This window comes from Methylomonas rhizoryzae, assembly GCF_008632455.1.
GTDB classification, from domain to species: domain Bacteria; phylum Pseudomonadota; class Gammaproteobacteria; order Methylococcales; family Methylomonadaceae; genus Methylomonas; species Methylomonas rhizoryzae.
On record NZ_CP043929.1, the window covers coordinates 497541 to 508804 of the forward strand.

The following is an 11264-nucleotide window of genomic DNA, read 5'->3' on the forward strand; positions in this document are numbered from 1 at the left end:
TGTGAAGCGTCTCATTAAGTTTGTACCGATTGTTTGGTGCTTAGGGACGGTGCGTGCAGACGATATGACGCTGGACATCACCTCAGGCCTGCTAGGGCAGCAATCGACTCAGCAGTCGGGGGTGGACGCGTTCACCAAGCCGCCCACTAAAGCCGGTGAGGAAAAAAAACCGCAAGAATCGCTTAAGCCGTCCAAGCCTAACGTTGTTGAGGCGGTGGATGAGGATGTCGATGAGCAGGGCGAGTTTTCTTCGCATAGGGCTGCAATGCCGGCTAGACCTAAACCTAAACCTATTTCCAAGTCTCATGAAGCGGCCGCCAGTGCGAATCACGAGGCCGATGACATGAATCGCCGTTTCCCCATTGCGGCGATGCTGACTCGAAAGCCTTTGCAAGTTTCGGATTTGGATTTCATCGGCGTTCAAGCGGTGAGCGGATACGAGGTTATCGGAGAGTTGCAAAGCGAATTCCGTAACGTGTTGGGTGAAGAGAATTTCGCGTCTCTGGGAGATACCTATTTAGAGGTGAAACAAATCGACATCTGGCTGGAAGCGACTTTAGAAAGTTACGATTTACCGGGCCAATTGCAGGGCGTCGGCGCTATTCTAGGATTGAACAGCGAATTTGCGGCCAGTTTATTGTTCGGGCCGGAAGGTGGCGATTCCGGCGGCGTATATCAGCCGTTGACCTCCCAGGCTGTCAATCCTTTGAATGATTTTGAAACGCTGGGGCTTAAGCGTGGTGATTCTACAATTGACGATGAGTTGGTGCGCGACAGTATTTTTCGCTGGATATTTGAATTGTTTAAGCTTAGCAATATCCTCGTCGTCGGCGTTGCGGTATTTGTATGCTACTGCATCGTCAAAGTGATACGGATTGTGTTCAAGCAGCGCAAACTTGACGACTCGTCAACGATGTAATCGGCTTTGTCGGTTCGATGACAAGTTTGCCGGTGTTGCGATGCTATGGAACAAACAATCTCGCCCGAGACAGCGCTATCTACTTATCATAAGCAAACTTTTGAGACAGGTTTTGTCCGTATTTCCTAGGCTGATTAGCCGCAAGTTTATTGTAGAGGTTGTAAAGTATGGGTATTAGATTAGTTTGCGGTTTAATTAGTGTGTTGCTAGGAACAGGCGCTTGGGCTGAAGCGGGAAGCGAATTGTTACCGGGAACCATCCTTAAGGTGAAGCCGAGTGTTGTTGCGGTAGGCACCTATATGCCGGCGCGGAATCCGAACGCGGTTTTTTTAGGAACGGGCTTTGCGGTTGGCGATGGGCGTAAAGTGGTAACTAATGCTCATGTTGTAGGCAAACAATTAGACGTAGGGCATTTGGAGCGTTTTGCTATATTTTATCGGCAGGACGGAAACGAACTGATGCAAGAAGTGAGTTTGGGGCAAACCGATAGTCAGCACGATTTGGCCGTTTTGACCTTGACTCAAGGCCGACTGCCTGCGCTGGAACTCGCAGATTCGACTACAGTTAGGGAAGGCGAGTTGTATGCATTCACCGGCTATCCCATTGGGATGGTTTTAGGCCTATATCCGGTTACGCACCGCGGTATCGTTTCGGCCATATCGCCCAACGCAATCCCTGTCATATCGAGTAAGCAATTGAATTTTAAAATGGTAAAAAGTTTGACGACGCCTTTTGACGTATTCCAACTTGACGCGACCGCGTATCCCGGCAATAGCGGTAGCCCACTTTATGATATCAGCGATGCTAAAGTCGTTGGCATCATTAATAAAGTGTTCGTGCAAGGCAGTAAAGAAAATGCCATTAGCAATCCCAGCGGTATTTCTTATGCGATTCCCGCAGAGCACATTCGAAAACTACTCATGTAAGTCGCTTTCCCGCGAGTAAATTAACTACCAGACCCTTCGGAACAACAAGAATGATCAGAATTTTTAGGCACTACATCTCGACTGCTTACTTATGGTTGATGTTGGCGGAATGGGTGGTGTTTTATTGCTCCATGCATATCGGAGCGGCCGTCAGATTTTTATACACCGAGTCTTGGTATTCGCAGTGGGAGATGGCACAAGCCTCGTTAATGTTTTCCGCCGTGTTTTCGTTAAGTTGCTCCGCATTGGGCTTGTATCGGAAATCCCTGGACCGGGAAGAATACAAATTACTCGAGCGGATTAACTATAGTTTTACCGTGGCAATATTCGTTTTAGTGTTCGTTTATTACGTGATACCGGAACTGATGTTGGCTCGTAGTGTGTTAATTTCTGCAATCGTCGTATCGTTTTTCGGCATGCTGAGCACCCGGTATTTGTTCTACCGGTTTATAAGTCTGGACAACTTGAAGCGCAGAGTATTGGTAATAGGAAGCGGTCGGCGAGCGGCGGAATTGGATGTGGTCAATTCCACATTTGTATTTCGAGGATTCGAAATAGTCGGTTATTTAGCCATGGAAGACGAAGAGCAAGCAGTTGGGGAAGTGTTTGCATTAAACGATACTTTGTCGTTGGCTCAACTGGTTGCCCAGCAAAAAGTGGATGAAATTGTTATAGCAATAGACGATAGACGCAAGAAACTACCGGTAGACGATTTATTGGACATCAAAATGTCCGGTGTCGTCGTGATGGACTTGCAGACCTTTTACGAGCGGGAGCAACGCTTGGTGTTTCTGGAAGCATTAACCCCGAGTTGGCTGGTATTTTCCGATGGGTTCGTCAACGACGGCATGCGGCCGATTATTAAACGCGGGTTCGACGTGATTGCCAGTGTGCTGCTGTTATTGGTTAGTTGGTGGGTCATGTTACTCACCGCGATTGCTATCTATATCGAAAGCGGCTTTGGAGCTCCGGTGCTTTATAGGCAGACTAGAGTCGGTTATCGAGACCGCCCGTTTCAAGTAATCAAATTTCGTAGCATGCGGGTGGACGCAGAAAAGCACGGCGCCCAATGGGCAAGTCAGACAGATAACAGGGTGACCCGCGTGGGTAAAGTCATTCGAACGTTTAGAATTGACGAATTGCCGCAGTTATTTAATGTGTTGAAAGGCGAAATGAGCTTTGTCGGCCCTAGGCCAGAGCGTCCCGAATTTGTCGAAGGATTTGAAGCCCGAATTCCCTACTACAAAGAGCGGCATCGCGTAAAACCTGGGATTACCGGTTGGGCGCAATTATGCTACCCCTATGGCGCTAGCGAACAAGATACGTGGCAAAAATTACAATACGACCTATATTACGTTAAAAACTACAGCTTGTTTTTAGACTTGGCGATTATGATGAGTACCGTTGAAGTTGTGCTGTGGGGAAAGGGGGCTAGGTAAAATTAGAAGTGTAATAGTCGGTCGCTAATGGATGGTCGAGGTGGATTATTATGATTTTTCTGTGTCTTATTTTCGAGGCTTAGATAAGAAATAATGGGTAATGATTATGGTTCTGTAATATTATGGCGGCGCAAGGTGAATGTTATATGCTTCGGAATTCAATTTAGGGGGGGCTGTGATAAGGGTAATAGTTTTTTTAGTAATGTTTTTTGGTTTCTGCGTAGGTGTGAACGCAGGTGGAAGATCTAGTTTGATTGTTTTTGGAGATAGTTTATTAGATGTAGGGAATGATTATATAAAAACTACGCGCGAAGGGGGGATAATTCCGATTCCGCCTGAAACAAGATATTTCAATAGGAGATTTTCAAACGGATTGAATGTTGCCGACTATTTATGGGATTACATTGGTGATGGGTCTAGTGTTAAGCCATCTGAGGGAGTAGATCTTGGAATGAATTGGCGACTTATATTTAATAAACAGGCGGTTAGCTTTGCATACGGCGGAGCGGAATCAGGGGTTTTGAACTCTGTGGTTGGAAAGTTTGAAGTGTTAGGATTGCTAGGGCAAGTAGGTTTTTTTCGGGTATTAAAGCCAGATAATACCCCAATGCGTAATACATATGCGCTAGTCTGGAGTGGTGCTAATGATTATATAAATGAGATACTTTCCGGTAGGCCTGTATCTGAAGACGACGTTATTCTTAGAATAAAATTATCTATTATTGGTCTTTATCATGCCGGAGTTCGTCAGTTTTTGATTCCTAATTTGCCTGATTTAGGTGAGGTTCCTTTGGCAAGTATATTGGCTGGGTTGTATTTAAATGCCGATATACCGGATATATTGACGGATAGTTCAATGCGCCATAATGAAAAGTTGCGGAAAATGTTCAAAGAATTAAAAAGTAATTATCCGATTCGTATTATGGAGGTTGATGTATTTGGCTTGGTTAAAAAATATGCGTCAGGCCAAAATTTGGTTGCAGGGCCTGCTGCAGGTTGTTTGTTTAGCCCGGTTATAGGCCTTGAAGTATGTAATAAGGTTGATTTTGGGCTGGGAGATGACCTGATTTATTGGGATGAGCTTCATCCTACTACGGTTTTGCACAAAGCGATAGCAGATAAAATGATTAAACTTATTTCACAATGAATCGCCTTGTAAAAAAGTTAGATTGCTGTATTCCATGGTCAAGCGAGCCTAATAATGCTCTCAAGCATATGGCTTGTTACTAAGTGTTTAACTTTTCTAATCTTTGATGTTAAGTGATCGATTGGGGAGTCCCAATTAGATAGGTAATTCCGATAGGAAGAAAACGAAAGCGCATTACTCCGCTTTCCCAATGATAGGAGTTATTTCTTAGAACATTAACAAAACCATTTAATTCGTCCACTGTGTATGTTCTCAGGCACGAAATAATTCCATCAAACATGACTACCAGAGGGATAATAGGTAGTAGATAAGTTAAAATTATATGTGAAATTTTGAATGGTCTGATAAATGGTGCTGCTGCTAATACTATAAGGGGGGTAAAAAGCATGTATAGCAACATCAATGGGTGTCTTTGAGTGCTCTCGAAGATAGCGATTCCTTCTTTGCAATCGACTGCGTTTTGTAAGATGGCTTTGGCTTTCGATGGTTCAAAATGATGGAAGCTAGAAAAAAGTGTGCGGAACCCTTTCAGATCGGGGTTGACCTCGGTTGCGTCTACTGAGGTAAAGCAAGTGTCAATAATTTCGGGAAAGTTATGCCGCGCATGATTGAATGCTTCGTGATTAGGATATAAATCAGTTAGTATTACTTTGTGGATAATGTTGCTAGCGTCTTTTGATGTGTTATTTGGCTTGTTTAATATAGATAACCATGCGCTGCCGGCTCCTGAGCATAAGTCTATGATGCATGGGTGGTTGCTTTTCTGTAGGGCTTTGAATAGCATTGGAGAAATGCTGTGATAAAGGTGATATTTTCGGACTATATATTCTAAAAAATTAGTTACCCCGTTACGGATTTCTTTGGGGCACCAATTTTGATCCTCGATTTCGATAAATTGGATGCGTTTCATTTTTTCTCACCTCAAACAAAAATGCCCTCGTTAGGAGGGCATTTTAGTTCGATACAATACGAAAAATTGTGGATTATCAGGCAATAAGTTTTCTGCGAGAATATTTTCCTAAGCCTAATACGCCCAGGCCTAGTAATGCCAAGGAAGCAGGTTCTGGTAATTTTTGTGTGTCTCCTGATAATTCTGCGGTACCAGTGGTGAAGTTATCCCCATCTTTGAACTGAGAGCTGGAGGTGTAGAAAAGATCTGACACGCCGCCTGATGCATTGGTTTGGGTGTTTGTGTCGAAATAATCCGCAGCAGCGCCACCAGTTACTGAGAAATAAGCTCTGACGTCCCCAAACAAGTTGCTTCCAAGTACAGCAGTGCTTAAGTCTAAGGTGTCAATTTTCAATGTGAGGAATGGGGTGCCAAACGTGCTGTCAACTGCATCGCTAGTCTCTGGCAATGCGTTGCCATAATTTAAGTTTGCGTCCGAATACAGGTTTACCCATGCGTTTGAATAGTCAAGTGTGAACACAGGTGCCGCTGGATTTGTTAGATCGACAGCGGTGACAACTATGCCTCCGAAACCGTAGGTCAGTTGCACGTTATCAGCAAAATCAGCTGGATTGGTGTCCGGGAATGGGTCACCGTTAATTGAGTTGATGCCATTGAATTCGGCAAAAATGCCGGTACCGGTCAGGCTCAAGCCCGTAAGGCTACCTAGATCGCTCGTATTGATGGCTTGTCTGGCAGAAAATGTGTTTTCAGCTGAAGCTGCTTGGAACCATTGGGTATATGTGGTTTTGCCGATAAAGTCATCTGCAGGCTGATTTGGATTGCCGACAGACGCGTCCGGATCCCAAATTATGTTTTGTACCGTTACCGCGCTTGCATTGCTTGCCGCCAGAACGGAAAGTGCGCCAGCTAGGATTGCTGTTGAGAATTTGCTGTTCATTTTTTGCTCCGAATGTATTGAATTCGAATAAGAGAAAGCATTAAATGGGCCAGTTTATTAAGTTAATGAAAAGTAATGATATTTTTTGTTGGTGGGGGCTGGGAATTCTGTGGTTTGTAAAAAAAACTGACGAATGATTATGTGCTCACTATACTGCTTTTCAGGAATTGCCGTTTAGCTTGTGGAGATATTTGAGTCTCCAGATAGGCATCAGAGAAATCAGGGCGCCATGCTACTCATGCGGCAGCATTTGCTGGTGGTCTTGCATCATTACTGGTTAGCGTGCAAGCTTCTGTTTCCCTGGACTTTTCTGAAGAACAATCATGTGGGTTTGGGCGAAACCGGTTTGCATGTTGATTTATGACGGTCAAATTTAAGCTGTACATTAATCTTGATTAGTCCTCAATTCTGTTGGATGAGCTTCTTGTTCCAGTCTTTAGCGAGATCTAGAGATCAATCCCATGCGCTTTTTCAATTTTTGAATGATTGGAAAGTGATTTCGTTGCGCCACGTTAGCATTGTCTGTTTGTAAGACTTAGCCGCGGCGCTGTTTGGTGAATAGGGTGTTATTGAGAAGTTAGGTGAATTCTTAAACAAATAGGAGGGGAATGTGGATTACGGTATCCTTGAGAAGGCTGTTTTTGAGTGGAAGCAGGGGCTTGGCGTCGCCTCAATTGAGTTTGTGGAAAGGTCTTACGTGTCCACGCTTGGCTCTACAAAGCGCGTGCCGCTTCGGTTGACTCCCAAAGATGTTACCGAAGTCATTTCGATAGTGGAAATTGCCGGGAAACATAAAGTTCCACTTTATCCAATCAGTACCGGAAACAATTGGGGATACGGTTCGAAATCGCCGGTCATCGATGGGTGTGTCGTCGTTGATCTGTCGAAAATGGACAAGGTGTTAGCGTTTGATGCTCAGACGGGTATCGTCACGTTGGAGCCTGGAGTCACCCAGCGCAAATTGAATGCTTATCTTCAAAAGAAAGGCTGCTCGTTCTTAATCCCCGTAACCGGGGCCGGTCCGGATTGTAGTTTGATCGGGAATGCTCTGGAGCGTGGGTATGGAATCACGCCTTATGCCGACCATTTTGCCGCGGTGATGAGTTTGGAGGCGGTGCTGCCGGATGGCACGCTTTATACTTCGATGCTCGATGGATTCGGAGGTGGGGATGTCAATAATCTGTTCAAGTGGGGTGTTGGGCCTTATGTCGACGGAATTTTTTCCCAGGGTAATTTTGGTATCGTCACCAAGATGACCATCGCGTTGGCGCCGATTCCCGAGCGCATGGAGGCGTTCTTTTTTAGTGTAAAAAGAGATGACAAGTTAGAGCTGGCGGTCGAAAAAGTCCGCAAAGTGTTACGGGAAGTGGGAACGGTAACGGGCTCTATCAATTTGATGAATAAGCACCGGGTGCTTTCGATGTCCGAAGCTTATCCATGGGATGCGATTGGAGAAGACGGATTGATACCCGACGCGGTATTGCAAAAAATGATGCGGCGCAATCAGGTGATGGATTGGACCGGGGTTGGGGCTATATACGGCAATAAGCGTGTCGTGGCGGCAGTTAAAAAGGAAATCAAAAAGATTTTGTCTCCAGTGGCGTCGCGCTTAGTGTTTTTAACGCCCGGAAAGGTATCGTTCTTGGCACATTTATTGGGAGCAATACCGGTCGTTCGCGATGCGCATATCATGAACACGGTTGCGACACTCAAAAAGACCATGGATTTATTCGCGGGTGAACCGAGTGAAATAGCTTTGCCGTTGGCCTATTGGAAATCGGGCGAAAAGCCGAAAGAGGGTGATCCGATGGATCCGGACCGTGATGGATGCGGGTTGATCTGGTATTCGCCGCTGATTCCCATGCGGCCGGATGTGACGCGCGAATTTGTGGAAATGGCCAGCCGAATTTGCAGGGCGCACAAGATAGAGCCGCTTATCACGCTAACTAGCGTTTCGGATAGGTGTTGGGACAGTACGGTGCCTATTTTGTTCGACAAACGCAATCAAGCGGAAATTGGTCGTGCTCACGCTTGCTATGAGGAGTTATTGGATGCGGGGCGCAAACTAGGGTTTGTGCCCTATCGCTTAGGGATACAGTCGATGGGGCTTTTGGCGGACGAGAGTGTACAGCCTAAGCTGCTGCGTAAACTGAAAAATGCGATCGATCCCGATAACATAATCGCGCCTGGTCGCTATGGGTTGTAAAATTTTCAGACAAGCCGGCGGGAGGGGATTTAATAGCAATTAACGGGGAGCGATCTCAGAATTCGTGCCGCCCCTTAAACGCATGGGCTAAGGTGCCGCTGTCTATGAATTCCAGCTCTCCACCCATGGGTACGCCGTGGGCGATGCGGGTGGCGCGGATGTGATGTTTCGCTGCTAATTCAGCCACGAAGTGGGCGGTGGCCTGACCTTCAATAGTGGTGTTGGTGGCCAAAATCACTTCGCTGATATTGTTTTGTTCGAAGCGATGCTCCAGTTGTGCAATGCCTAGTTCGTCCGGACCGATACCGTCTAACGGGGAGAGGCGGCCGTGTAGCACGAAATATTTGCCGTTAAATCCGGTTGCTTGATTTAATAGCCAAACGTCTGCGGCGTGCTCGACGATGCAAATTACGTCGTTTGCCCGATTCGGGTCCGCGCAAATTTCGCACTGCTCCGCTTCCGTGAAGGTGCGGCAATCTTTGCAATAGCCGATTTCCTCCATGGTTCGGACCAGCAATTTTCCTAATTGCATGCCGCCTTCGCGGTTGCGTTGCAACAGATGAAACGCCATGCGCTGTGCGGACTTGGGGCCTATGCCCGGCAGGCAGCAAAGATTTTGGATTAATTCTTTCAGCAAGCCGCGGTCGCGCATGCTTAAAATGGCATCTGAAAACCGGGAGGCAACGGTACTCCGGCTGTAATTTCCGCCATTTTTTCCTTTTTCATTTTTCCGACCTTGTGGACTGCGTCGTTAATGGCGGCAGCTACCAAGTCTTCCAGCATATCCTTGTCGTCGCCAACCAAAGAAGGGTCTATGCTGACTTTGCGAACTTCGCGCTTGCCAGTCATTAATATACTGACTAAGCCGCCGCCGGATTCGCCAATAACTTCCATGTTTTCAAGCTCGTCTTGAGCTTTTTTGAAGTTTTCTTGCATTTTTTGGGCTTGCTGCATAATGCCAGCGAATGCGTTTTTCATGATGTCTACCTTTTAGTCGAGCGGTTCTATCGAGCCCGAAATGACGTGGGCACCGAATTGTTCGGATAAAGCTTGTATGTTTAGGTCGTTGTCGATGGCGTCAACGGCGGCTTGCTGTCTGTCTTCCCGAGCTTTTTGCATTTCTAACGCGGGTGTTTGTTGTGGGATGTTTTGAGAAATTATCTGCAATTTAATAGGCTTGCCGTAATAATTTTGCAATGCGCTACGCAATTTGTCTTCCGCCTGGGTGCTTACGCGTTGGAAGCCGGGATCGATAAGCAAGCGGCAGACATTGTCTTCAATGCCGTCGAGCGCGCAATTATGCGCCAGCTCGCGCGCCAAGCCGGTTATTTTAAGGGCTGAAACGATGTCGCTCCAATTTTCCGGGTTTCCTGCCGCCGGGTGGGTTTCGCGCACCGCGTTAGTTGGATGTTCAAGCGGGGTCGCTGCGGTAATCTTTGGTGGCCGGCTCGGTTCGGATGGGCGTTGCCTGGGCGTGTTTGTCGAAGGTTGGGGCGCGTCGAGCGGGCTAAAGCTTAACATGCGCAGCATGATCATTTCGAAGCCGGTTCTGGGATCAGGGGCCAGAGTGAGGTCGCGCCGGCCAATCAGGCCGATTTGGTAATAAAGTTGTACGTCTTCGCCGCTCAGGGTGGCGGCCAAATTGGCAAGCATCTCCGGGTCGAATTCCGGAGCGATGAAATCCGGAATTTGTTGCAGTATTGCCACGCGATGGAGAATGCGTAGCATCTCCTCCAGCATGGCCGAGAAGTCCGGGCTCAATTCGGCGGCGTGAGAAATGGTTGCCAAAAGTGTCTTGCCGTCGCGTGCGGCGAGGGCTTGTAGCATGTCTGTTACCGGTTCTTGGGCGACGCTGCCGAGCATGGCGGCTACTTCTGCCGTATTCACTTGGCCGCCGCTGCCGTAGACTATTGCTTGGTCCAGTAGGCTCAGTCCGTCCCGCATGCTGCCGTCCGCGGCGCGAGCGAGGAGCTTTGTAGCGGCCGGCTCGAAAACGATATTTTCTTCGTTCAGTATCCGCCGCATTTGCGCATCGATTTGTTCGGGCAAGAGCCGTTTCAGGTTGAATTGCAAACAGCGGGACAATACGGTGACGGGAATTTTTTGCGGATCGGTGGTGGCCAGTAAAAATTTAACGTGTGGCGGGGGTTCTTCCAGGGTTTTCAATAAGGCGTTGAAACTGTGTCCCGACAGCATGTGAACTTCGTCGATCAAATAAACTTTATAACGTCCTTGATTGGGGGCGTATTGAACGTTGTCCAGCAAGTCGCGGGTGTCTTCCACTTTGGTGCGGGAGGCGGCATCGACTTCGATTAAGTCCATAAAGCGGCCTTGTTCGAAGGCTAGGCAAATTTCGCAGGCACCGCAGGGATTGCAGTCTTGCAGATTTTCGCAATTGATAGCCTTGGCGAGGATGCGGGCCACTGTGGTTTTGCCTACCCCGCGGGTGCCGGTAAATAAATAGGCATGATGCAGGCGGTCGTGTTTGAGCGCATGCGACAGCGTTTGGCTGACGTGTTCTTGACCGACTAATTGAGTGAAAGTGCGAGGGCGCCATTTTCTGGCAAGAACCTGATAAGCCATCATAGCGACCGGGGCGGGCAATTAGGGCGGCTACCATGCCAGCCGCATCCCGGCACACGAATCTGCTGCTACCGTTGCTCCCTTCCGGGCCTGGCGGGGTTTACAGCGTATCGTTGCGAGAGGACCGACACGGTAACCATAATGGCATCGGCTGTCGCCGAAGAACGCGCATTATGCAGAAAACGAACTACCGA

Annotated in this window: 10 protein-coding genes and 1 other RNA gene; 5 read left to right on the forward strand and 6 right to left on the reverse strand. The window is 47.5% G+C overall.

From position 1 onward, the window contains the following. Positions 1-64: 64 nt before the first annotated feature. From F1E05_RS02285 to F1E05_RS02300, 4 genes are all read left to right on the forward strand, one after another. Positions 65-919: a hypothetical protein gene (locus F1E05_RS02285; RefSeq protein WP_150046390.1), complete on the forward strand. Its 855-nt coding sequence runs from the start codon at positions 65-67 to the stop codon at positions 917-919. A gap of 167 nt (positions 920-1086) precedes the next feature. Next, on the forward strand, positions 1087-1845 hold the full coding sequence (locus tag F1E05_RS02290; RefSeq protein ID WP_150046392.1) for a S1 family peptidase: 759 nt from the start codon (positions 1087-1089) through the stop codon (positions 1843-1845). Between the two features lie 50 nt (positions 1846-1895). Continuing rightward, complete coding sequence (locus F1E05_RS02295; protein ID WP_150046394.1) at positions 1896-3284, forward strand: TIGR03013 family XrtA/PEP-CTERM system glycosyltransferase; 1389 nt, start codon at positions 1896-1898, stop codon at positions 3282-3284. Between the two features lie 139 nt (positions 3285-3423). Further along, a complete protein-coding gene (locus tag F1E05_RS02300; RefSeq protein WP_150046396.1) occupies positions 3424-4431 on the forward strand; it encodes an SGNH/GDSL hydrolase family protein in 1008 nt (335 codons plus the stop codon). A 109-nt stretch (positions 4432-4540) separates the two neighbouring features. On the opposite strand, the gene F1E05_RS02305 is transcribed toward F1E05_RS02300, so the two are convergent. Together F1E05_RS02305 and F1E05_RS02310 are read right to left on the reverse strand one after the other, a co-directional pair. Next, a complete protein-coding gene (locus F1E05_RS02305; RefSeq protein WP_150046398.1) occupies positions 4541-5341 on the reverse strand; it encodes a hypothetical protein in 801 nt (266 codons plus the stop codon). Positions 5342-5417: 76 nt separating this feature from the next. After that, positions 5418-6281, reverse strand: coding sequence for a PEP-CTERM sorting domain-containing protein (locus tag F1E05_RS02310; protein ID WP_150046400.1), 864 nt, complete (start codon positions 6279-6281; stop codon positions 5418-5420). Between the two features lie 610 nt (positions 6282-6891). Between F1E05_RS02310 and F1E05_RS02315 the strand changes: the two genes are divergently transcribed. Next, a complete protein-coding gene (locus tag F1E05_RS02315) occupies positions 6892-8487 on the forward strand; it encodes an FAD-binding oxidoreductase (protein WP_150046402.1) in 1596 nt (531 codons plus the stop codon). Between the two features lie 55 nt (positions 8488-8542). On the opposite strand, the gene recR is transcribed toward F1E05_RS02315, so the two are convergent. The 4 genes from recR to ffs form a co-directional block, all read right to left on the reverse strand. Then, on the reverse strand, positions 8543-9139 hold the full coding sequence (recR, locus tag F1E05_RS02320; RefSeq protein WP_150046404.1) for a recombination mediator RecR: 597 nt from the start codon (positions 9137-9139) through the stop codon (positions 8543-8545). A gap of 2 nt (positions 9140-9141) precedes the next feature. After that, entirely contained in the window at positions 9142-9465 is a 324-nt protein-coding gene (locus F1E05_RS02325; protein ID WP_150046405.1) for a YbaB/EbfC family nucleoid-associated protein, read from the reverse strand. 12 nt (positions 9466-9477) lie between these two features. After that, complete coding sequence (gene dnaX / locus F1E05_RS02330; protein ID WP_150046407.1) at positions 9478-11070, reverse strand: DNA polymerase III subunit gamma/tau; 1593 nt, start codon at positions 11068-11070, stop codon at positions 9478-9480. A gap of 33 nt (positions 11071-11103) precedes the next feature. After that, positions 11104-11200: signal recognition particle sRNA small type (gene ffs, locus F1E05_RS02335), an RNA gene on the reverse strand. Positions 11201-11264: the final 64 nt, after the last annotated feature.

Excerpts from the sequence above, each read along its gene's own strand:
- F1E05_RS02285 (WP_150046390.1), top strand. The coding sequence starts at position 65 with ATGACGCTGGACATCACCTCAGGCCTGCTAGGGCAGCAATCGACTCAG.
- F1E05_RS02290 (WP_150046392.1), top strand. The coding sequence starts at position 1,087 with ATGGGTATTAGATTAGTTTGCGGTTTAATTAGTGTGTTGCTAGGAACA.
- F1E05_RS02295 (WP_150046394.1), top strand. The coding sequence starts at position 1,896 with ATGATCAGAATTTTTAGGCACTACATCTCGACTGCTTACTTATGGTTG.
- F1E05_RS02300 (WP_150046396.1), top strand. The coding sequence starts at position 3,424 with ATGTTATATGCTTCGGAATTCAATTTAGGGGGGGCTGTGATAAGGGTA.
- F1E05_RS02305 (WP_150046398.1), bottom strand. The coding sequence starts at position 5,341 with ATGAAACGCATCCAATTTATCGAAATCGAGGATCAAAATTGGTGCCCC.
- F1E05_RS02310 (WP_150046400.1), bottom strand. The coding sequence starts at position 6,281 with ATGAACAGCAAATTCTCAACAGCAATCCTAGCTGGCGCACTTTCCGTT.
- recR (WP_150046404.1), bottom strand. The coding sequence starts at position 9,139 with ATGCGCGACCGCGGCTTGCTGAAAGAATTAATCCAAAATCTTTGCTGC.
- F1E05_RS02325 (WP_150046405.1), bottom strand. The coding sequence starts at position 9,465 with ATGAAAAACGCATTCGCTGGCATTATGCAGCAAGCCCAAAAAATGCAA.
- dnaX (WP_150046407.1), bottom strand. The coding sequence starts at position 11,070 with ATGGCTTATCAGGTTCTTGCCAGAAAATGGCGCCCTCGCACTTTCACT.